Here is a 20,656-nt window from a genome sequence, read left to right as displayed (position 1 = left end):
GTGTATAGCTCTATCTTACTTTGAAACAAGGAAAGATTCGTTTGAAGCAGATGACAATCTCAGCGTGCAATCTTACATTTTTGAAAGGTTATCAAAAGAATTCAGTTTGTAGAAGGTCAGGATCACCGTGGTGCCTTCGTGTAAAAGTGAATTCACTTCTATTCGATGGCCAAGAGCATCTGTAATTTTTTTTGAAAAATACAGCCCTAGCCCCGTAGCTCCCTTCGTTTTTCTTCCCGCATTTCCTGTGAATCCTTTTTCAAAAACCCGGGGAAGATCTTGAGTTGGAATCCCTTTTCCTTGGTCAGCGATAAATAACTTTACGTACTTTGGCGTTTCTTCACTAAAAAAAGAAAGCTTTCCTTCTAGAGGGCTATATTTAATGGCGTTAGACAGCACTTGCCTCACAACAAACTGCATCCATTTTGGATCAGTGTGCACCAGTATGTCTAGATTTTTTTCATCAATATGCAGTTTCTTTTCAATACACCATTTTGAGAAGTACGCAACGTTTGGAAAAACAAGTTCGCTTAGCGACACTGCCTGCACCTGATAATCTTTTTCTAAGTACTGCAGGCGTGCAGAATATAAATTCTGATCTACTAATCCGTCAATTTTCATCCACTCATCTTCAATATCCTTTAGCCAAGGCCATTTATAAAGCTCTGTACGATGAGCATTAATAAGCAGCTTCATCGCAGTAAGCGGCGTCTTGATCTCATGAACCCAAGTCGTTACATATTCCTGCTGCTCTCGCTGCTGTACGTGAAGAGCATGAGTTTGTCTGCGATACACACGATCTATATGCTGCAGCAAACTCAGCATATCTTCATCTGCTTTTGTTCGAACATATGGCTGCATTTCTTGCAAATCGTACGCATCATTCCGCAGCATTAAGCTCAACTTTTTTAGAAATTTTTTTTCTTTTACTCCTCTCCATAAAAGAAACAGAATCAGCAGACACAGCGTTAATAGATTCAAATACCAAAACGAAGTGGACGACACCTTAATATCATACTCCAGCAGCAGCAGAGCATCGATTACACTCAGCCATATAAGAACAAATAAAATCCAGCTTAGTCTCTCTCTTAAAAAACTTTTCCACATCTTAATTCACCAAATATCCTTGGCCTTTTTTGGTCACAATTTTATCATTCAGCCCGATGTCTTCCAGCTTGGTGCGAATGCGTGTGATGTTGACAGAAAGCGTATTGTCACTTACAAATTTCTCATCTTCCCATAACCTTCGCATAAGCTCTTCTCGCGATACAATCTTGCCTCGTTCTTCCAAAAGAAGCCGTAAAATAAAAAATTCATTTTTCGTTAAATGAATTTCTTGATCGTTGTAATGCAAACTTCCTTTTTTTAAGTCTAGCACCGCCCCGTTCCACTCGATAATATCTGAAATCGTATCTCCATATGAATACGTTCTGCGCAGAAGCGCTTGCACTTTAGCAACAAGAACATCCAAGTTAAACGGCTTTTGAATATAGTCATCTGCCCCAACATTCATTGCCATAACAATATCCATTGGATGTTCACGAGAGGAAAGAAAGACGATAGGAGTTTTTGAAACTGCACGTATTTGCTGACACCAGTAAAACCCGTCATATACAGGCAAATTCACGTCTAAAATAACAAGCTCTGGGCTTTCTGCAATAAATACTTCCATTACCTTTTGAAAGTCTTCTATTCCAGCCACTTCAAATGACCACTGCTCAAATTTCTCTTTCACTAATTCATATATTTTATCATCGTCTTCTACAATTAAAATTTTCATACATTCACCTCTGTATTGTCCGATATATTATGTATAACCCACTGTTGAATACTTTCTTAAAAGCTCATCTAATTCATTAGCATGACAGCAATTTTCTTAAAAATAAACCATTTATTTCTGTAAAACGAAGACTGAACGAGTATTATCGTAGTGTAAACTTGTATATGTTACAAGTTTCCCTGTACAAATACTACAAAATAATGACAATATCGTTAATAAGTAATCTTTAAACTCCATTAAATGCTCATTTTTTGTTACTATAGTATATAAGATGAAAACTTAAACTAATTTGACATGTGGATATGTAAAAAGGAGCTAGTTATCAATGAGTGTACCCAACAAATTACGCGACAACGCAATGGTGATGTTAAAAGAGACAAGCCGAACATTTTTTATTCCAATTAGCCACTTGCCGGCAGAATTGCAGGATGCAGTAGGATCTGCTTACTTATGTATGAGGGCAATTGATGAAATTGAAGATCACCCTGAGCTAGAAGCCGGTGTAAAAAGCCGCTTGCTTTACGACATTAGTGACCTGTTAAAAAAGTCTTTTAACGAAGACGAGTACATGGCATTAGTAGGTCCTTATCAAGCTGATTTACCTGACGTAACGCTTCAGCTCGGCAACTGGATTGCGCTTTGTCCGACTGGAGTTGCAGATCAAGTATTAGATGCAACTTCTATTATGGCCAAAGGAATGGCCGATTGGGTAGAAAAAGACTGGCATATTCAAAATGAAGCGGATTTAGATGACTATACGTTCTACGTAGCTGGTCTAGTAGGTGTGATGCTTAATGACATTTGGAAATGGTATGACGGCACGGAAACAGATAAAGAATTAGCTATTGCGTTTGGACGCGGCTTGCAGTCTGTTAATATCCTGCGTAATACCTCGGAAGATTCAGAACGCGGAGTCAGCTTCTTTCCTAACAATTGGAGCAGAGAAGATATGTTTGCCTACGCTCGCCGCAATCTTTCACTAGGAAAGAAATATTTAGAAGATGTCAAATCGCTTCCGATCCTTCATTTCTGTAAAATTCCGTTAGCGCTTGCTGATGGAACATTAAACGCCTTGATGAAAGGAAAAGAAAAAATGACGCGTGACGATGTAAATAAAACGGTAAATGAAGTTGTGGATATGTAAAAACAAAAGCACGGAGCCCCTGGGTTCCGTGCTTTTTATATCTCTACCTGCAGACTTTCATATAAAGCGACTATTTCCCCTTGAATAATAGGGTAGTGTTTCAGGGTCGGAACACTTGAAAGCTTTGGCGCTCGTTTTTGCTCAGCTGCTGCAGCTAGCTGAGCAAATGTTTCCTGAAGCTCTTGTTTCTCCGTTTCTGACAGCTCATACCCTTCAAACGACGCAAGAAGCATATAACCTAACTGCTGTGTAGCGACAACTGCAGGCCACAATCCTTCTAGTTTGACGGCCGTTTTAGAATATTCTCCAATCACATTATCGTACAGCGCCCGAAGATTAACGAGTTCTCCTTGAAGCTTATTTCTTTCTCGTTTAATTCTTTCTTCATCTTGTTCGGTGCTTAGCATTTCTAAAAACTGTCCTTCTTTTCGTATCACATCTCCAAGCAAATATGGCAAACGAAGCGAAGAAGCTCGTTTGAAAATTAATACCGTGCCGACCACTCCAATAACAGAACCAATGACAATATCAATCACTCGAGCAGACGTAAAGTAGCTAATCGCTTTATCCGGATGACCGCTTTCAGCAATTAAAAGAGCATTCGGTGTGATAAAGAGCGTGCCGAGCGCGTAGTTTTTAACAATTACAATTTCAATCGTCGACTGAAGCACAAAGACAATGAGCGCAATGACGATTCCCGTTGGTTCAAGCATCAGAATCCCGGTTCCAATTAAAATACCTAAAATGGTTCCGACAGAGCGCTGAATACCTCGCTGAACCGTTGCACGAACGGTTGCTCCAAGCATTACTCCCGCGCACGTAAGCGGAATCCAGTAAGACCTTGGAATATTTGTCGTGTAGGCAACGGCTGCGGCAATGATCATAATAATTCCGTAGCGCAAAGCATTTTTAAGCACATACGAACGTTTGTGAAAAGCAGCTTTTAACCGTGTTTTTACGCTGCCTTGTGAAAATTGAATATACTCTGTTTCTTTTAATTCTTTCATTTGAAGAACGTCATTTACATCCAATAGCAATGTACGCAGCTCTTCTTTGATGGACAGCTCTTCAATTTCTTCTCGAACGTCTCGAATTTTTTTATGCTTTTTTAACGTGGCCATTTCAGATGCGAACGTTTCAATCACCGCCTGTGCTTTTTTAGAAACAGCTGGATTAAAATCGTTCGCAGCGGCCATCACAAAGATAAACAGTCCTTCGGCTTTTTGATTTAATAAAAACAGACGATGCGCAAACGATGATTTTTTTCGATTGATTTTCGCTTGTTTCATCGCTGTTTCCGCTGCTCGAAGCTCGACAACCGTTTTATGCTGCTCGGCGTGAAATGATTCCGTACCAAGAGACCCGACAAATGAAGCTAGCTGCCTGTACGCTTTCGCCACAGCGGCAGTTTCAGGTCCGCGCGGGTTAATAAGCCAGCCGCTCATGCTAATACACCAAGATAGTGTCCCTCCTAAAAAAACGAGTCCTGCGTGCAAAAAAACAGCCTGCAAATTCGGCGCTGGAATGCTCGTGCTCACAGCAAATGAAAGGACAAAAAACATGGCAGAAGGTCCTGGAATTTTTAACGCTCCGAAAACATAAACCGATACAGCTCCAATAACACCAAATAAAATAGTTTTCATCCAAGCTACGTCAGCAAATAACGAGCCGAGTGTAAAGCACAGTGTAACGCCAAGCAAAGCTAAAAATAACTTAACAGCACGCTGCGCATAAGGCTCATCTTTTGTATACAAATATGTAAAGCCGCCAATGCTTGCAATGAGTCCGTACTGCAAATGATCAAACAAAATCCCTATCAAAATCGGCAGGCTTGAAGACAAGCCTGAGCTGATTCCTCTTACCCACGGAGAAGAAGCGTGGTTAAAGCGAAAAGCGGCTTTGATTCCCGGCGCTTTTGGAGAAGCCTCAATTTTATGATGAATTTCCGTATGATTATATGCTGGTGACTTTTTGTCATCACTCACCTTGACCTCCTCCTTTCTCTCCATATATCTTTCCTGTTCTTAAAACGAGATAAACCTAAAAAACCGCTGTTCCTATCCGTATTGTGTTTAGGAACAGCGGTTTTTATCCTTGTGAGCAGCGTACAGTAAAAACAAAAAGCAGATGAAACGAATGTCTCATCTGCTTTTTACTAACAGCTCTACTGCTTCTTTTACTAAGTTTTCGGTATTCTCGCCTTTTTCAATGCTTTCTCTTACACATTGTTCAAGATTGGTGCTGACAATAACACCCATCGTGCGATCAATTGCGCTTCTGGCTGCTGAGAGCTGTGTCACAATGTCACGGCAGTCTTTTCCTTGTTCCATCATATTTAAGACACCTTTTAACTGACCTTCAATACGTTTTAAACGATTTTTAACTTGCTTATCATATTCCATCATACTACTACCTCCGCTCATGCATGATTGCGCTTCTTGCTTTTAAGCTGTACGCAAGAAGTAAATGTATACACAACTTTATACCTATTAGGGTATGATGTCAAGTAAAGGAAGTTTAACATAAATGTTAATACTTGTTTACAACGTATTTATTGTCCTGTAATCTAAACTTAGCAATCTGACAGTATAGTTAAGCTGTAAAAACGACTTACACTGGAGGTTTGAGATGACTACATACGGGAAAAAATTAATGGCAAGTCTATTCATTATCATGGCATGTATTTTAGGGTTTATGGGGCATGCGGCTTTTTTAGCTCCTGAAAAAACGGAAGCTGAAGTAAATTATGATGCGACACTTTATTTTCCGTTAGACCGATATCCTGAAACGGGTGATCATATTCGTGACGCGATTGCCGCTGGGCACTCTTCCGTTTGTACAATTGATCGCGACGGTGCTGAAGCGAACCGAGAAGAATCCCTGAAAGGATATCCGACAAAAACAGGTTATGACCGTGATGAATGGCCAATGGCTATGTGCGAAGAAGGCGGAGCAGGAGCTGACATTCGCTATATTTCACCTTCTGATAACCGCGGAGCCGGCTCATGGGTTGGAAATCAGTTAGAACAGTATCCAGATGGTACACGCGTACAATTTATCGTTCAATAATAGCAGAACAAGCTTTACTTTGAAGAGGTGAAATCATGAAAACAAAATGGAAAGAACAAGAGCTAACCATGTCTTATCATCAGTTTACGCTGTTTCAAAAAGGACAGCCAAAGCCCCATCACGACTGGAGCGATGAAGATATTCAAAAAGGATATGTCGCAGACGATAAAGCTATTTCATTTGAAGCCGTATCAAACACAAGAGCCATTATTGAAGTATGGGTAAACGAAACTCCAGACGCATCAAAGGCTGAAAAGACCACTCGCCTTCCTTTTCACGTCGAAAGCGATGGGATCGAAATCAAAAGCGTCCTATCTGAAACCTTAAGCTATGACATTCCAAACGGGTATTATTACGTCACATGCCTGACTATTCCTCTTCAAGAAAAAACAAACTCTGGCCTTTATCTAGTGAAGTATTTGCTGCATTTTGAAAGTCAATAAAAAGCAGGCAGCCTACTGTAAACAGTTCAGGTAATATACAACAGTAATAACTCATAAAAGCTCAGAGCGATATATAGCTCTGAGCTTTTTGGTGCAAGATGCTAAAATATCCATCCGTTAAAAACCATACCTAAATTAATAATAAAATGAAAAACTATGGCTGGGTATATGCTTTTCGTCTTTAAAACGACAAATGCATAGAAAAATCCACCAAGAGAAAAAAGTAAACTCATGATTACAGGAATTCCTATTGATATGTGCAAAAGACCGAATCCAATACTCGTAATGAAAACAGCATAAAAAGTGGAAAGATTACTCTTTAAATGAGATAACATGATCCCTCTCCAAAGCAACTCTTCTAAAATAGCGTTTATAACGGAGAATACTATACCGTATGTGACGAATGATTTTGTATAGCTTATATCTTCAACGAACAGTAACGGTACAAAGATTGTAGCCGAACCAATCAGACTAAACATTAAAAAGTACGTTAGCTTAATCGAATGATATGGCATCACTATACGTTTCTGCCAGTCTGGTAATGATGCAAAAAGAAATACCTTCTGTTTGGACAACAAAATGAAAAGCAATAGTCCACCTATGATGAACAGAAGTAAAATTCTGTTTACAATGATTTTCATCTCTTTAGATAGATCCCATTCAATGAAATAATTGCTTCCTATTTGAAACATACATGTTCCTATTAAAAAGAATAGAAAAAGAGAAACCGTTGAACGATATTTAGAGGTTAAAGCATAGATAAAAAGCATGCCTATGATGGGCAACATTTCCGCAGCAAATAACTTATAAGAAAAAAGAACAATCCCGAAGAAAAATAAACTTATTATAAGGATGAGTAATACATTTATTCGTAAATATTGGATATAAAACTCCTCCTTTCACTGTCCTTCTGATTCGTTTTATAGCAGCGGAAATTTAACCAAACAATTTTTATTTAAGCAATGAAAATAAGCTGAATCCATCCATAAAAACAAAAAATCGAGGATAAAACCTTTGCGATTTCATCCTCGATTTCCTTTACTAATCCTACTGTTACTTTCTCAGATAATCAAAACACTGGCCGTCTTCTTTTTATTGTGCTTGATATTCATAAGTTTCTTTATTCGATATAAACGGGCTGATTTCACCAAGCGAGAACAGGTGCAGCTCATGCATCGCTCTTGTGCATGCCGTATAAAATAAATTACGCTCGTATTCATCTTGGTAACATTCACTCGACGCATTGTAAATGATGACGGCATCAAATTCAATTCCTTTTGCTAAGTAAGCTGGCAGAACAAGCATGCCTTTTTCAAATGAACTTGTTTCTTTTGTCAGCAGCCTTGCAGACATCGCTTCAGGAAGTGCTTGGAATGCCTGAAGACTTTCCTCAGCTGTTTTGGCAATAACGGCAATCGTTTTATAGTTTTGCTGCTTCAATTCATTAATTTTGTGTATGATTGCCTCATGAAGGTCTTGGACGTTATCTGCAGCCGTAACGGTTGGCTTCGCACCGTCTCGATTAAACGGCTCGATTAAATGGCCATTTGCCACCATATCTCTTGAAAACTCGACAATTTGACGTGTTGATCGGTAGCTTCTCGTAAGAGTCAGCGTTTCTGCTTCTTTCTCTTCGTACAGTTCGCTTGAAAGAATGGTCGGTGCGTTCAAGGCGTGCGCATAGATCGCTTGATTCAAGTCTCCAAGCAGCGTCATTCTGGCATGCGGAAACAGCTCTTTTAAAAACGCCAGCTGAAACGGTGAATAGTCCTGTGCTTCATCAATAAACAAATAGCGAATGACAGGATTAGCTTTGCGCCCTTCAATTTGATCTTTTATATATAAGTAAGGCGTTACGTCTTCATAAGACAGCTTCATGTTCATGACTCTTTGCACCGTGTTTTTAGCAGTGTCTTCCCATCCTTCTACATGTAGAAAAAGGTGACTCCTTTCAAACAGCTGCATATAGATACGTCGAATGTCGATAAATTTAAGCTGCTTGATCGCCTGCTTAATAAATTTCATTTTCTTAGCTACAACGGCCTTGGCTAAATACGCTTGTTCCCGGTCGAAATCATCAAATGAGCTTTCCGTATAGCCTTCCTTTTTCTGCAGATGCTGATAGGCCTCTACATAATCTTCTTTTTCTAAGAGCTGAATTTCTTCTTGAACCCAATCTTTTTTGCGCTCAAGTTTTTCAAGCTGATTAATGAGTTTAAGCGCCCACTCGGCTACGAGCTGCATCCTGTTAGGAATGGAAATTCCCGTATCAAGCGAATAGAAATAAGACAGCAAACGCCGAGCAGATAACACAATTTCGCCGCGAAACTTAATGTTTTTAAAAATGATGTCTTTAGTAGACAGTTCTTCAATATACGCATCTACCTGCTTTTTAAATTCACGGCTTGCTTTGTAGCGAATTTCCTGCATTTTTTGCTTTTTTGCCGCAGCATCTTTTTCCGTTAGCAAATATTCGATTTGAACGAACAAGTCCTCCACTTCAAACTCGTTTCCTAACCGGCCATCGGCATATTGCTGAAACGTTGTTTGTTTCATATTGTCTTCTCCAAGCTCCGGAAGAACGGTTGAGACGTAGCTGTTAAAAAGCGGATTTGGTGAAAACAGCATCATGTTTTCTGCAGTCAGCTGCTTTCGGTGATGATAGAGAAGATAAGCCACGCGCTGAAGAGCCGCAGACGTTTTACCGCTCCCTGCTACTCCTTGAACGATCAGCACTTTATTTTTTTCATTTCGAATAATTTGGTTTTGTTCTTTTTGAATGGTCGCTACAATACTTTTCATTTGACTGCTTGCATTGTGTCCGAGCACTTCTTGAAGCAGCTCGTCGCGAATGGTAATCCCTGTATCAAACATGCTTTTAATTACGCTATTTTCGATAATAAACTGACGCTTTAGCTTCATCTCGCCTTTAATCGCTTCACCTGGCGTTTCGTACTGCGCTTTTCCCGGTGAATAATCATAATAAAGACTCGAAATAGGCGCACGCCAATCATAAATTAAAAACTCTTCATCTTTTTGATCCATTAAAGAGCCCACGCCCACATAAATAGCTTCTGCTTCTTTTTCACCATTTTCTATAAAATCAAAACGTCCAAAATAAGGGGATTGCGTTAATTTTTTTAATGTTTTTAATTGATCATACGCTTGTCTATGGGTAATTTCACGTTCAGCTAAAAGTTCTGCCTGCTGCTTAATGCTCGTAAATGTCTCAATCACGTCATCTGGCTCATCCATATTAACCGTAACATCGTCCCAAAACGTGCTTCGCAAATCGACAATTTCGCCTTTTACGTTTCCTACGCTTTCACCTATTTTTTCAGCTTTTTGGCTGATTTCTTCTACTACCCAATCAACTCGCTGCTGTTCTTCTGTTAAATTTTTGTCTTTCACTTATCCACACCCCTTACACACGTTACCCGATAACAAAACTTGTTACCGGGTAAAAGCGATCGTTGTTTATTTTTTTCAGAGTCTACATACTTCCCTACTGAGTTCGTAAATCCCTGCTATGTAACCATATTATGTCTTAATTTCCACCGTTAGTATACTGAAAAATAATGAACTCCACAACAAAAAGGGCTGAGAAAGTCTCAAGCCCCTTATCTTTATAGGTCGTTCCTCTACTTATTAGCTATTACTGTTTCCAAAAAGTTAGCAGATGAATGATGGCTGACACCACTTCTACCCCTTGAAACGCCAGTAAACCTGCTGCTGCCGCTGTAAACAATCCGACTACCGCTTCTTTAAAAATGAATGGCATTGATACCAGCTCCTTTGCTTATTTAAAATAAGTAGATTTGTTATCATTCTACTCCTTTTTTCAGAATTTTCAATACCTTTTTATCAACAAAATAAAATAAAAACGCTTTCACTTTATAAAAATAAAGTGAAAGCGTTTTTTAAGCTTCCTTTTCTAATGCGTTCAGCGTAAGTGAATATTCTAATCCTTTTCCTTTTTGCACAACGTGCTGCACTTTGCCCATGTTGCACGCTTCTTGCGCACTAACGGTCATGCCGTTTGTTAACTTGAGCTGCACAGGTTCTTCCGCAATTCGTACATCGCATGCTAAAGCTAACTCATATCCTCCGCCAAACGTAAAGTTTGTAAGAAGCGCAATCGTTTGTTTGGAGCTGCATGAAATACGCTGAAAAATCGCTCGAGCTGCTACTGCATGAATTGGCTGATAAAGCCTTCCTGTTTCTTCACGTAGGAAAGAGGTTGTTCTATGATCTCCGTTCATTTTATAGTACTCTCCCATAAATACAATAGATCCAACCGACCCATCGTGCTGCAGCTCATTCATCGTTTCTTGCAGCTCATACATGACTTCACTGTTCAAACGATTAAGCATTGACTGATTCATTCGTACAACCGCCACATGATTTCTTTTTTCTACTTTGATAAACCTTTTCATCGTTCCTCCGCCCTTTCCCCTGTTGTTCTTTATAAATAAAGCGCTTTCAAAATATTTCGCTTTTTAATAGAAAAGTTATTTTCATAGTTTCATCATACAACAAACTCATAATTATTTCCATTACTTTTTTAATTTTCCGTCAATAATCCCCTGAATCATTTCCATTTTTTTATCAAATAAGACGTGCTATAGTATAAACAGCACAAATGCAGCTGAACTCACTGATAAAAGGAGTAATCACTATGAAATACGACTTAACAAAATGGGAGCCTCACGGCTATTCTTGCCCTGTGGAAGCAGCCGTTGATGTAGTCGGAGGCAAATGGAAAAGCGTCATTTTGTATCAATTATCGAAGGAACGCCGGCGCTTTAATGAACTGCGCAGACTCATTCCTGGCGTGACGCAGCGAATGCTCACGCTGCAGCTTCGCGAACTCGAGCGCGACGGAATTATCCACCGCGAAGTCTATAAACAAGTTCCGCCTAAAGTAGAATATTATTTAACACCCTTTGGAGAAACGCTCATCCCTATTATCGAGCTGATGTTTAAATGGGGATATGATCATACCGATAAAATTGCTGAAGCGAGAATTCAAGCAGAGAAAGAGTAAAAAGCACGCAAAGCGTGCTTTTTTTATACATGTTTACGAATCAATAATTCTTTTAATCCGTACACAAACGTGCTTTCAATCGGCTTTAACTCAAATGACGGGCTCCAGTCCATCTGGGGATAGCGGTCAATCAGCTCGGCCAGCATAATTTTTGCTTCTATTCGAGCAAGGGGTGCTCCTAAGCAAAAATGAATGCCTCTTCCAAATGCCATGTGCACATTTGGCTTTCGATCGATTTTAAATACATCCGGGTCTTCAAAATACTCCGCGTCTCGATGCGCAGATCCCATCCATGGAACCACGTGTTCGCCCGCTTTTAGTTTCTTGCCTGCAAGAGTCACATCTTCTTTTACGATTCGGTGAAGAGCCTGAACGGGTGAACGATAGCGAAGAACTTCTTCAATCGCAGAAGGCAAAAGTTCTTTCTCTCGTTTGAGTCGTTCAAAAGAAGCTTTATCTTCCATTAAACAATAAATCGTATTTGAAATTAAATTTGTGGTTGTTTCGTTTCCAGCAATCAGCAGCAAAATAGAAAAACCGACGATTTCTTCATCCGTTAGCTGTTTCCCTTCTTCTTTTGCCTGAAGAAGCACGGAGATAATATCATCTCCTGGACGCGTGCGTTTTTCTTCAATGATTCGATAAAAATAAGTTTCTAGCTCATCATTTGCTTTCATTTTCTCTTGCTGCAATTTTTCGAGCGTTTCACGTTCATTATTAGAAGGACCGGCTACGATAATATCGGACCAATCTTTAAACTGACGCTGATCTTCTATCGGCACGCCTAAAATATCGGCAATTACCATAACCGGAAGCGGATAGGACAGATGCTCGACTATATCAATATCTTCAAGATGCTCAACTTCTTGTAATAATTCAGCTGTAATACGCGCAATTTTAGGCTCCCATGCTTTCATTGCTTTAGGCGTAAAAGCTTTATTAACAAGTGCTCTCATTTCAGCATGCTTAGGCGGATCAATATTAATTAGACTCGTTCCTAGAGCAGTTTGTCTTTGGTTTTGTGGAGGTCTTCGATCAGAAGAAAAAATATTCTTTTGTTCCAGCACTTCTTTGACCCCGTCATAGTGAAAAACATCCCATACCTGCCTTTCTTCATCCCATTGCACAGGCGCGGTGTTTCTCATCTCTTCATACCATGAAAAAGGATTAAAGCGCTCTTCTTTTGTTTGAATTGTATTCACTTGACGGACAATTCCGTTTTCTCTTTCGGTTTTCATGTTAAAACCTCCCCGTATCGTTCAAATAGAATGACTATGCAGTCATCTATGACCAAATAGTACCATATATACGAATTTTCTTAAAAATGATAGCTGTATATTTTAGTAAAAATGAATCGATAGAAGGATATTTTTTACAAAAAAGGGTAGGCGCATAGCGCCTACCTTTTTAAGAATAATGTTCTTCTGGTTTTTGTAATCGGTTGTCTAACGCGTACGCGCCGCTTCCTGCTAGAATCATATGAAGCGAAACGACAAAAAGGGAAACCTCAAGCTCATAGCCGCCTGTAAAACCAGCACCGCTTTTCGCTGTAAAAATAGCGCCAATCATCACAATCGCAAACAAGACACCGATTAAACGCGTTTGAAATCCAAGAATCATAGCGGCTCCCCCTACGAATTCAATAACCGCAACCGCATAAGCGAAAAACGCAGGAATGCCCATGCTGTGGAAAAAACCGACCGTATTATCAATACCGCTTTGGAATTTGCCAAGGCCATGAATAAAAAACGTTAGCCCTAACATAAGACGAAGTAAAAACGTTCCAAGCTGATAGCTTTTCATTTCTTTTCCTCCTTTTTTACTTTTGTCTGCACATGTAACAATTTTAGTTACAACTGTGAACAAATTCAAGGGGTTAGAACAGAAAAACAAGATATCAGCAAATTTCTTTCCTTATCTTAAACGTTTCTTTTGTAAGTGAGCACCCACCCACACTCCCTACTCAGTCGCGCTGAAGATACGAGAGAAATGCAAAAATATGATCCTGAATAATGAGTTCTGCCGTAGCAGAATGGCTCTTTAATAATAGGTGTTCAGAATATCGAAATCGGTTAAATTTATTTACATCAACATGGTGAACGGCCTGCACATGAAAACCTTCTATGATGGCTTTTATTTGGGCAAAAGGGGGTACAGCAAGAGATTCGGGCTTAATTTTCTCCAGGCACTCTCTACTTATGGCATGAGGAACAGCAGTCATGGAGCTCATTAATAAATCTTTTCTTCCTATTGTCTCGTTCAATACGTATTTCCACCCCTGCACAACATGCGTGAGCTTCGCTTCATCTTCACATACGTTTAAAGCTACATCAACGCCGCTCGCTACCGCTGAAGCAAACGGATACAACTCTTGAGCTGAAAGAACAAAATCCCCGTCTATAAAGAGAAGAATATCTCCCGTTGCTGCAAGGGCCCCCGCAGCTCTTCCGCAGTCATGCCCTAACCGCTCATCGTAGACGAGGGTTTTGACACCCTGTTCTTTGGCATAAGCCTCCGACTGATCAGTGGAACCGTTAATCACGACAATGATTTCTAACGGCTCAAGTTTTCTTGCTTCTGCAATCACTTGTTTGATTGTTTGTTCTTCGTTGCAAACTGGAATAATAACAGACAGCTGTTTTCCTCCATAAAAAGAAGATAATTTCCCCCAGCCGTGCTCAACAACTGAAATGGGCTGCGTAAGTATATCCACTCGCCTTTTACGATTTGATGCAAGCGTATAGTATGTTTGAAGAAGCTGCTGGTAGGATTGAATTCGCTCTTTGGTGCGCAGCGGGCGATCAAATGGACGAAAGTTTCCTTTCCCCTGTGTTTCAATCGACATAGACATACTTACGCGGTATTGTGTTAAAAATGTCACAAATAACGAAAGAGGCGGCAGCTCCCAGTAGTTCTTCAACACGCTTAACTGTACCCCGTAAGGCGCTTTTAAATAAGCGTTGGCGTGGTGAGGCTTCCCAATCGCATGATGCAAAACCGTACTCCACATCAGCTCGCTGCGGTTAAAAGCATTCATTTTCATTTTCCCCCACTTGTTTAGCACAACATCGCTATGTCCAAATAACAAAGGCTGAACAAAACGCTCAAGCTCGGAAGCCGAAAGAATAATGTCTCCGTCTACAAACAAGACGGCATCTCCTTTGGCAGTCTTTGCTCCTTCCATTCTCGCTTCATGTGGAGACATACGCTTTTTTATTACTTTTACCGTGCACCCTTCTTCTTTCGCTATTTTTACTGAAGCATCTGTACAGCCATTTGCGACCACAATAATCTCAAGCACGTTTACTTTTTTAATTTGCTTAAGCACAGTTTTTAGCGTTTCTTCTTCATTGTAAACGGGCAGCACGACAGAAAGAGTTTTCATTGATATCCCCCCTAAAAAAAGAACCACTGAACAATTCAGCGGCTTCATTCATTTAAAATACCTCTTGTATCCACAACTTTTTTTGCGTATTTTACAATTGACCAGTCGATTTGACTGTGATCGGTTAACACAAGTACAACATCGCTTTTTTTAACTTCTTCTTTTGTCAGCGGGACTGAGAAATACGTTTGCTTATTTAATATAGCGGAGTCAATGTAAGGGTCATGATACGTCAGCTCATATCCTTTTGTTAAAAGACCTTCACATACCGTCAGCGCCGGCGATTCACGCATATCATTTACGTCTTTTTTATACGCCATGCCCACAACAAACACGCGTTTCTCATTTGCTGCGAGCTGCTTTTCAACACGTTTAATTACTTTATTTGGCATTTCTTCATTAATATGATGAGCAGCTTCAATAAGTTCGCTTGTTAACCCATTTTGCTTTAGTTTCCATAAAAAATAAAGCGGATCAACGGGTATGCAGTGTCCTCCAATTCCGGGACCTGGATAATACGGCGTGAACCCAAACGGCTTAGTAGATGCCGCCTGTAAGACCTCATGAAAATCTATTCCTAATTCCTCACACAGTTCATTTGTTTCATTCACCAACGAAATATTGACAAGACGCTGAATGTTTTCAAACAGCTTGCACATTTCCGCTACTTTTGGAGAAGAAACAGGTACGACTTGCTGAAAAATACTTTTATAAAACGTCTGCACGTGATAAAGGCAGTCTTTGCTGTAGCCGCTAATCACTTTTGGAATATACTCAATGTCGTACGACTTGTTTGCTGGATCGACTCGCTCTGGAGAGTAAGCTAAATAAAAATCAACTCCCGCTTGCAAATCAGACTCCTTTAAAATAGGTAAAACAACTTCTTCAAGCGTGCCTGGATAGGTAGAGCTTTCATAAATAACGGTTTGTCCTTTTACCATATGTTCTTTCAAAAACGTAGATGCGCTAATAACGGGTCCTAAGTCCGGATTATGATTCTCTGTAATAGGAGTTGGCACGGTCACCACTACATAATCGCATGCTTGAAATGCGGAGATACCTTTTTTTAATTCATATGCTTGAAAGTTTTTCTCTCTTTGAATCACATCATTACGTACATCTGGAATATAGCTTTCCCCTTGTTTTAGCGCTTCAATTTTCCGGACGTCAATATCAAGTCCAATCACGCTGTAGTTTTTCTTAGCAAACAAAAGAGCAAGCGGCAGTCCCACATACCCTAGACCAATAACGGCAACTTTTTTATTCATTCTTCAACACCTCAAACAAAAGATCATGTCTTCGTATGTCGGGAAGAAATTCGCCTCTTTCGCTAGTTTGGCTAATATAGTACGCCATGGCCTCTACATAATCTCCTAAAATTCGCTGAGTTGATGCTGCTAGACCTTTGACTTTCATATGCTCTTTTCGAATCCGATTTGTTCGCGCCACATCCACAAAATGAACAGGCTGGACATTAAAGCCGTACATAATACTTTTTAATTGAAATAAAGGCGGAATAATAAGAGATTCGTAGCCTACTTTCTCCATTACATCTCGTTTAATGGCATGGGGAATAGCCGTTGTTGTATTAATTGTTAAATCAGGACGTTTACAGACAAGGTTCAGAAAATATTTGGCAGTACTTACCGAGTGAATAGGATGCACTTCGTCAAGCAGACACTCTAAATTATTAAGCGCTACATCAATGCCTTGTTCAGCTGCTTCTAAATACCGCCGTAAATCTTCCGCGGAAATCACAATGTCTCCATCTATGAACAAGCAAACTTCACCGCTGCTGTACATCGCACCGATTGCTCGAGGCACATTATGTCCAAGCCGCTGCTTGTAATGAAGAACAGTAGCACCCGCTTCAATTGCTCGCTTAACCGTCACTTCGTCTGCCCCGTTGGCAACCACGATGATTTCTTCCACTCCGGCTTTTTTCACTTCTTGAATCACGCTTGCAATCGTTTCTTTTTCTTCACCTACTGGAATAACAGCACTGTACTTAACGCCTGCTTTCCGCTTCACGCTTGGTGTATAAGCGGAAACAACTTCTCGGTTTCGATCGCCGTCTGTTAGTCCTCCTCTTATGCCTTTTTCTTCGATAAGATGAGCTAACGCTTTAATGTGGTCTCCAATAATATAATTAGTGGAAATAGGAAAAGGTGAATTGGTAGGAATTATTTTGTGGGTGGTTCTAATCTTATTTGTATAAATAACGTCTGAAGAACACGGTGCAACGATTGACATTCCTTTTAAAAGAGCAATCGTATGAGCAAGAGGCGGGTGAGCTAAGTTCTCGTATCCAATTTTAGCTGCCGATGTTTTCTTGATAGCATGGGGAATAGCTGTTAATGCTTGAATGGATAAATCTTCACGCTGCAAGCATAAGTTCAGCATGTATTTCGCAACGGAAACCGGATGCGGACGCACTTTCCGCTTCATAGTCCATGAAAGGTTGTTCAACGCTATATCATGACCGGTTTCTATAGCCTTCGTATATTTCATCAGCTCCTCATGAGGAACCGCTATATCTCCGTCCAAAAAAAGCAAAACATCTCCTTTTGCTTTTTTAGCCCCAATGGCCCTTCCAATATTAATACCAAGAGCTTCTTCATAATAAACAACGTGGCATCCTGCACCCTCGGCGATTTCCTGTGTTGTATCACTGGATCCATTTACGACGACCATAATCTCAAACGGCTTCATTTTTTGAACTTCTTTAATGACAGGTAACAAAGAATCAGCTTCGTTACAGGCTGGAATAATCACTGATACTTTCAAACTCACTCAACTCCGCTGAAAATTCGAACATACGTAATGGATACTAATGGAATGGTTACATCTGCAGGCTCGCCATATGAGCTTGATGTACGTACAACAGCCGCTGCGTCCGTAACAGCAAGCAGTGTTCCATTAATAACGTCAATAGCTGTGATGATTTGCACAAATGAACCTACATTTTCTCGTAATGCATCTTGAAACATATTTTTTTCCTCCTTTCGTTTAAGCGCTTTGAATAGTCACAATGCTTGTAAATGGCAGTAATACCGTTGACGTTGGAGACTCTACTAATTCCAAATAATCATCTCCCACAAACGTGACCACACCTTCAAGTGGACCAGCTGTCGTTTCAATCACAACTTCCTGTCCAATATACTGCTCGGCGATTTCTTTAAAAGGTGATTCTTGAGATTCTTTAATAATACTTATTACGTACTCTTTGAACGTGTCAGAATAAACGACTTCTTCTACTGCTTTCTTTGTGTTTTCCTGAATAAATTCAGCAAATCGATTTGAAAACAAAAGGTGTTTTATCTTTTCTACATAGCGACGGTAACAACAAAAAAACATAAATTTTGTTCCTCCTTTTTATACTGTTATCCCTTCAAATTACCTATAACGATTGACGTAACCTGAGAGATTACTTTATCAATATATACAAGCTGTATCATAAAGGTGACAGAACTTTTGTCGTATTTCCATACAAATACACACTTGACTAGTCCATTTTGTATAGGGGAATCCCCTACCTACCTCCTACCTACTGAAACCAATACAAAAAAGACAAAGCCCTTAGACTTTGCCTTTTTATATCTATTAAATGATAAATCAGTTAGCTGCAATACGCTTTGCTCCTATATAGCGCTCTTTCCAATAGCTTGAATTTTTATCGCTAATTGTCACGCCTTTAGAAGACGATGCGTTAATAAATTTTCCGTCTCCAAGATAAATGCCTGCATGAGAAGGACCTTCTTTGTACGTTTCAAAGAACACAAGATCTCCTACCTGCGGTTCACTTACATTTTCACCTGCTTTATAGATATCTTCAACCGTTCTGGGAATATCAACGCCTACGCTTTCTTTATATACATACTGAAGATATCCGCTGCAGTCAAATCCTGAAGGTGTAGTGCCGCCCCATTTGTACGGCGTGCCCATTAAGGATTTTGCTTTGCTGATTACTTTATCCGTATTCACTTCTGATTCGCCTTCTACAACGCCGCCTTTACCTAATGCATTGTATGTATTCTCTCCAACAACTCCATCTGCTTCTAGGTTATGTTTCTCTTGAAAAGCCATAACCGCTTTTTTTGTTTCATAATTAAAATAACGCGATACTTCGCCTTTTAAAAATCCTTTATCTTTTAACACCGTTTTAACTTGTTCAACATCATCATTTGTCATCCCTTGTTTTAAAACCGTGTCGCCAAATGCAGCGTGTCCCATTGCTGGACTTGCAAATAAAGCTCCTCCTACAAGAAGCGCCGATAGCATTTTTTTCATTTCGTTTCCTCCCCGAATCATGTTTTAAGCACCGTACAACCATACCATCTGCGGATAACAATTCAATTAATAGAAGATAACAATTTGATAACAATCTTCTTAAACAGCCTCAACTCTTGGATGTAAAACGCCGAAATATAAGAAGAAGAGAAAAACAACTATTCTAGCAAATAAAGGTGATAAACATGAATTGGTTTAAACGAAACAAAGCGCACGCCGAAGCAGCCGCTGTCGAATCCACCACTGTAAAGCTTCATGTATCGGACCCGATGATAAAAAAGCAGATTAACATGATTTCCTTAACAGCAGAGGATCTCGAACGGATTGCCAGATTTCAAGTTCACGCGCTGAATGCCATCGAAGAGATCGTGAACGATTTTTACAAAGCTATTGGTGAACAGGCCCATTTGGTTGCGATTATCGAAAAGCACAGCAGCGTCCATGCATTAAAACAAACGTTAAAGCGGCATATTTTAGAAATGTTTGATGGACAAATAAATGATGCTTTTGTGGTAAAACGTCAAAAAATTTCCAAGATGCACGTTAAAATTGGACTTGAGCCAAACTGGTATTTGTGCGCATTTCAAAATTTATTTACGTCGCTTCTTTCAGTATGTGAACGTAGGATGGAATCAAAAGAAGAATGTCTGGCTTTTATTGCAAGTATGACAAAGCTTATTAGTCTAGAACAGCAAATTGTGTTAAAAGCCTATGAGCTTGAATATGACGAGCAGCGCGCTGGACTTCAGACTCAAAAAGAGAAAATTCAGCTAGAAATCTCTCGTACATCATCTATCCTTTCTTCGCTATCTGAAGAAACGAAGACGTTTATGAATCAAATGCACAACCAGTCCTCTGACGTCGTTTCTTATGCAAACAAAAGCTCTGAACTAGCAGAAGTCATTGAGAAGGAATCCGTTACGAGTCAAGCAAAATTAAAAGAAGAACAAAACATGCTGGGAAGCATACAAAAAAATACGTCGCTCATTCAAAACAAAATGAAAACGCTCGAACATACATCACAGCAAATTCATCAAATCGTTTCGATTGTTACTTCTATTGCGGAGCAAACGAATTTATTAGCATTAAACGCTTCGATTGAGTCTGCTCGAGCGGGCGAGCATGGAAAAGGATTTGCAGTGGTGGCACAGGAAGTACGGAAGCTTGCAGAAGAAACGAAGAAATCGATTGCTAATATTTCCACTTTTATCGGAGACATTCAAAAACAAATCGAAAGCGTCTCGGCGCTAGGCGGAGAAGTCGCTACATTAACAAAAGATACGGCTGACAATATGAACAACATTACTTCTTTTTTCACGAACGTTCTTAGCATAACAACCGAGAACAAACAGCAAACCGTGCTAACCAAAAAAGAGCTTGAAAAAATAGCGGATGTAATGAAGCAACTGTCTCTGCGAATTGAGAAGATGGCCCATTCCTCAGAAGAACTTGAACGGTTAACTGAAAAAAGTTGATATGCAAAAAAGCCTTCTCAGCT

At 39.8% G+C, this 20,656-nt stretch carries 21 protein-coding genes; 5 read left to right on the top strand and 16 right to left on the bottom strand.

The features are described from left to right. Positions 1 to 72 precede the first annotated feature (72 nt). Positions 73 to 1,107, bottom strand: coding sequence for a sensor histidine kinase (locus tag AC0KUU_RS05130; RefSeq protein WP_162214837.1), 1,035 nt, complete (start codon positions 1,105 to 1,107; stop codon positions 73 to 75). Between the two features lies 1 nt (position 1,108). Then, a complete protein-coding gene (locus AC0KUU_RS05125) occupies positions 1,109 to 1,780 on the bottom strand; it encodes a response regulator transcription factor (protein ID WP_043978471.1) in 672 nt (223 codons plus the stop codon). Between the two features lie 325 nt (positions 1,781 to 2,105). On the opposite strand from AC0KUU_RS05125, the gene AC0KUU_RS05120 reads away from it, so the two are divergent. Then, positions 2,106 to 2,924: a squalene/phytoene synthase family protein gene (locus AC0KUU_RS05120; protein ID WP_028411023.1), complete on the top strand. Its 819-nt coding sequence runs from the start codon at positions 2,106 to 2,108 to the stop codon at positions 2,922 to 2,924. Positions 2,925 to 2,959: 35 nt separating this feature from the next. On the opposite strand, the gene AC0KUU_RS05115 is transcribed toward AC0KUU_RS05120, so the two are convergent. Further along, positions 2,960 to 4,909 (bottom strand): FUSC family protein, encoded by a 1,950-nt coding sequence (locus AC0KUU_RS05115; protein WP_165575892.1) that lies wholly within the window; start codon positions 4,907 to 4,909, stop codon positions 2,960 to 2,962. Between the two features lie 156 nt (positions 4,910 to 5,065). Then, complete coding sequence (locus tag AC0KUU_RS05110; RefSeq protein WP_013058561.1) at positions 5,066 to 5,326, bottom strand: metal-sensitive transcriptional regulator; 261 nt, start codon at positions 5,324 to 5,326, stop codon at positions 5,066 to 5,068. A 292-nt stretch (positions 5,327 to 5,618) separates the two neighbouring features. Here AC0KUU_RS05110 and AC0KUU_RS05105 point away from each other — a divergent pair, with 292 nt between their 5' ends. Together AC0KUU_RS05105 and comJ are read left to right on the top strand one after the other, a co-directional pair. Further along, on the top strand, positions 5,619 to 5,993 hold the full coding sequence (locus AC0KUU_RS05105) for a NucA/NucB deoxyribonuclease domain-containing protein (protein ID WP_223269005.1): 375 nt from the start codon (positions 5,619 to 5,621) through the stop codon (positions 5,991 to 5,993). A 35-nt stretch (positions 5,994 to 6,028) separates the two neighbouring features. Continuing rightward, the gene (gene comJ, locus AC0KUU_RS05100; RefSeq protein ID WP_043978463.1) at positions 6,029 to 6,436 is read left to right on the top strand and encodes a competence protein ComJ; all 408 of its coding nucleotides are present in this window, start codon (positions 6,029 to 6,031) and stop codon (positions 6,434 to 6,436) included. Positions 6,437 to 6,537: 101 nt separating this feature from the next. Here comJ and AC0KUU_RS05095 read toward each other — a convergent pair whose 3' ends face one another. The 4 genes from AC0KUU_RS05095 to AC0KUU_RS05080 all read right to left on the bottom strand — a co-directional run bounded on the left by AC0KUU_RS05095 (position 6,538) and on the right by AC0KUU_RS05080 (position 10,872). Next, positions 6,538 to 7,128, bottom strand: a complete 591-nt coding sequence (locus tag AC0KUU_RS05095) for a CPBP family intramembrane glutamic endopeptidase (protein WP_237074202.1) — start codon at positions 7,126 to 7,128, stop codon at positions 6,538 to 6,540. A 400-nt stretch (positions 7,129 to 7,528) separates the two neighbouring features. Continuing rightward, the gene (gene helD, locus AC0KUU_RS05090; protein ID WP_237074201.1) at positions 7,529 to 9,847 is read right to left on the bottom strand and encodes an RNA polymerase recycling motor HelD; all 2,319 of its coding nucleotides are present in this window, start codon (positions 9,845 to 9,847) and stop codon (positions 7,529 to 7,531) included. 244 nt (positions 9,848 to 10,091) lie between these two features. Continuing rightward, positions 10,092 to 10,217, bottom strand: coding sequence for a hypothetical protein (locus AC0KUU_RS05085; protein WP_016765178.1), 126 nt, complete (start codon positions 10,215 to 10,217; stop codon positions 10,092 to 10,094). Positions 10,218 to 10,356: 139 nt separating this feature from the next. Continuing rightward, positions 10,357 to 10,872 (bottom strand): enoyl-CoA hydratase/isomerase family protein, encoded by a 516-nt coding sequence (locus AC0KUU_RS05080; RefSeq protein ID WP_043978456.1) that lies wholly within the window; start codon positions 10,870 to 10,872, stop codon positions 10,357 to 10,359. Positions 10,873 to 11,114: 242 nt separating this feature from the next. On the opposite strand from AC0KUU_RS05080, the gene AC0KUU_RS05075 reads away from it, so the two are divergent. Then, positions 11,115 to 11,483, top strand: a complete 369-nt coding sequence (locus AC0KUU_RS05075; RefSeq protein ID WP_013084552.1) for a winged helix-turn-helix transcriptional regulator — start codon at positions 11,115 to 11,117, stop codon at positions 11,481 to 11,483. Positions 11,484 to 11,506: 23 nt separating this feature from the next. On the opposite strand, the gene AC0KUU_RS05070 is transcribed toward AC0KUU_RS05075, so the two are convergent. From AC0KUU_RS05070 to AC0KUU_RS05035, 8 genes are all read right to left on the bottom strand, one after another. Beyond that, on the bottom strand, positions 11,507 to 12,721 hold the full coding sequence (locus AC0KUU_RS05070; RefSeq protein ID WP_043978453.1) for a cytochrome P450: 1,215 nt from the start codon (positions 12,719 to 12,721) through the stop codon (positions 11,507 to 11,509). A gap of 169 nt (positions 12,722 to 12,890) precedes the next feature. Further along, the gene (locus AC0KUU_RS05065) at positions 12,891 to 13,286 is read right to left on the bottom strand and encodes a DoxX family protein (protein ID WP_043978450.1); all 396 of its coding nucleotides are present in this window, start codon (positions 13,284 to 13,286) and stop codon (positions 12,891 to 12,893) included. A gap of 160 nt (positions 13,287 to 13,446) precedes the next feature. Continuing rightward, positions 13,447 to 14,868, bottom strand: coding sequence for a glycosyltransferase family 2 protein (locus AC0KUU_RS05060; protein ID WP_043978446.1), 1,422 nt, complete (start codon positions 14,866 to 14,868; stop codon positions 13,447 to 13,449). A gap of 44 nt (positions 14,869 to 14,912) precedes the next feature. Beyond that, the gene (locus AC0KUU_RS05055; protein WP_043978444.1) at positions 14,913 to 16,136 is read right to left on the bottom strand and encodes a nucleotide sugar dehydrogenase; all 1,224 of its coding nucleotides are present in this window, start codon (positions 16,134 to 16,136) and stop codon (positions 14,913 to 14,915) included. Further along, entirely contained in the window at positions 16,129 to 17,655 is a 1,527-nt protein-coding gene (locus tag AC0KUU_RS05050) for a glycosyltransferase family 2 protein (protein ID WP_043978443.1), read from the bottom strand. Before AC0KUU_RS05050 ends, AC0KUU_RS05055 begins: the two co-directional genes overlap by 8 nt. Before the next feature lie 2 nt (positions 17,656 to 17,657). Then, on the bottom strand, positions 17,658 to 17,858 hold the full coding sequence (locus tag AC0KUU_RS05045) for a hypothetical protein (RefSeq protein WP_029323776.1): 201 nt from the start codon (positions 17,856 to 17,858) through the stop codon (positions 17,658 to 17,660). Between the two features lie 19 nt (positions 17,859 to 17,877). Next, positions 17,878 to 18,225 carry a DUF2642 domain-containing protein gene (locus AC0KUU_RS05040; protein WP_043978439.1) on the bottom strand — a complete coding sequence of 116 codons (348 nt, stop codon included), beginning with the start codon at positions 18,223 to 18,225 and terminating at the stop codon, positions 17,878 to 17,880. A gap of 258 nt (positions 18,226 to 18,483) precedes the next feature. Continuing rightward, entirely contained in the window at positions 18,484 to 19,158 is a 675-nt protein-coding gene (locus tag AC0KUU_RS05035; protein ID WP_043978437.1) for a C40 family peptidase, read from the bottom strand. A 185-nt stretch (positions 19,159 to 19,343) separates the two neighbouring features. Here AC0KUU_RS05035 and AC0KUU_RS05030 point away from each other — a divergent pair, with 185 nt between their 5' ends. Then, entirely contained in the window at positions 19,344 to 20,633 is a 1,290-nt protein-coding gene (locus tag AC0KUU_RS05030; protein ID WP_162214842.1) for a globin-coupled sensor protein, read from the top strand. Positions 20,634 to 20,656 lie beyond the last annotated feature (23 nt).

The sequence above is a fragment of the Priestia sp. ST2 genome (genome assembly GCF_055810735.1).
This window is presented reverse-complemented; position numbering and strand designations above follow the sequence as displayed.

Excerpts from the sequence above, each read along its gene's own strand:
- AC0KUU_RS05125 (WP_043978471.1), bottom strand. The coding sequence starts at position 1,780 with ATGAAAATTTTAATTGTAGAAGACGATGATAAAATATATGAATTAGTG.
- comJ (WP_043978463.1), top strand. The coding sequence starts at position 6,029 with ATGAAAACAAAATGGAAAGAACAAGAGCTAACCATGTCTTATCATCAG.
- AC0KUU_RS05085 (WP_016765178.1), bottom strand. The coding sequence starts at position 10,217 with ATGCCATTCATTTTTAAAGAAGCGGTAGTCGGATTGTTTACAGCGGCA.
- AC0KUU_RS05045 (WP_029323776.1), bottom strand. The coding sequence starts at position 17,858 with ATGTTTCAAGATGCATTACGAGAAAATGTAGGTTCATTTGTGCAAATC.
- AC0KUU_RS05030 (WP_162214842.1), top strand. The coding sequence starts at position 19,344 with ATGAATTGGTTTAAACGAAACAAAGCGCACGCCGAAGCAGCCGCTGTC.
- AC0KUU_RS05095 (WP_237074202.1), bottom strand. The coding sequence starts at position 7,128 with ATGTTTCAAATAGGAAGCAATTATTTCATTGAATGGGATCTATCTAAA.
- AC0KUU_RS05065 (WP_043978450.1), bottom strand. The coding sequence starts at position 13,286 with ATGAAAAGCTATCAGCTTGGAACGTTTTTACTTCGTCTTATGTTAGGG.
- AC0KUU_RS05110 (WP_013058561.1), bottom strand. The coding sequence starts at position 5,326 with ATGGAATATGATAAGCAAGTTAAAAATCGTTTAAAACGTATTGAAGGT.
- AC0KUU_RS05075 (WP_013084552.1), top strand. The coding sequence starts at position 11,115 with ATGAAATACGACTTAACAAAATGGGAGCCTCACGGCTATTCTTGCCCT.
- AC0KUU_RS05130 (WP_162214837.1), bottom strand. The coding sequence starts at position 1,107 with ATGTGGAAAAGTTTTTTAAGAGAGAGACTAAGCTGGATTTTATTTGTT.
- AC0KUU_RS05040 (WP_043978439.1), bottom strand. The coding sequence starts at position 18,225 with ATGTTTTTTTGTTGTTACCGTCGCTATGTAGAAAAGATAAAACACCTT.
- AC0KUU_RS05060 (WP_043978446.1), bottom strand. The coding sequence starts at position 14,868 with ATGAAAACTCTTTCTGTCGTGCTGCCCGTTTACAATGAAGAAGAAACG.
- AC0KUU_RS05120 (WP_028411023.1), top strand. The coding sequence starts at position 2,106 with ATGAGTGTACCCAACAAATTACGCGACAACGCAATGGTGATGTTAAAA.
- AC0KUU_RS05055 (WP_043978444.1), bottom strand. The coding sequence starts at position 16,136 with ATGAATAAAAAAGTTGCCGTTATTGGTCTAGGGTATGTGGGACTGCCG.
- AC0KUU_RS05080 (WP_043978456.1), bottom strand. The coding sequence starts at position 10,872 with ATGAAAAGGTTTATCAAAGTAGAAAAAAGAAATCATGTGGCGGTTGTA.
- AC0KUU_RS05035 (WP_043978437.1), bottom strand. The coding sequence starts at position 19,158 with ATGAAAAAAATGCTATCGGCGCTTCTTGTAGGAGGAGCTTTATTTGCA.
- AC0KUU_RS05105 (WP_223269005.1), top strand. The coding sequence starts at position 5,619 with ATGGGGCATGCGGCTTTTTTAGCTCCTGAAAAAACGGAAGCTGAAGTA.
- AC0KUU_RS05070 (WP_043978453.1), bottom strand. The coding sequence starts at position 12,721 with ATGAAAACCGAAAGAGAAAACGGAATTGTCCGTCAAGTGAATACAATT.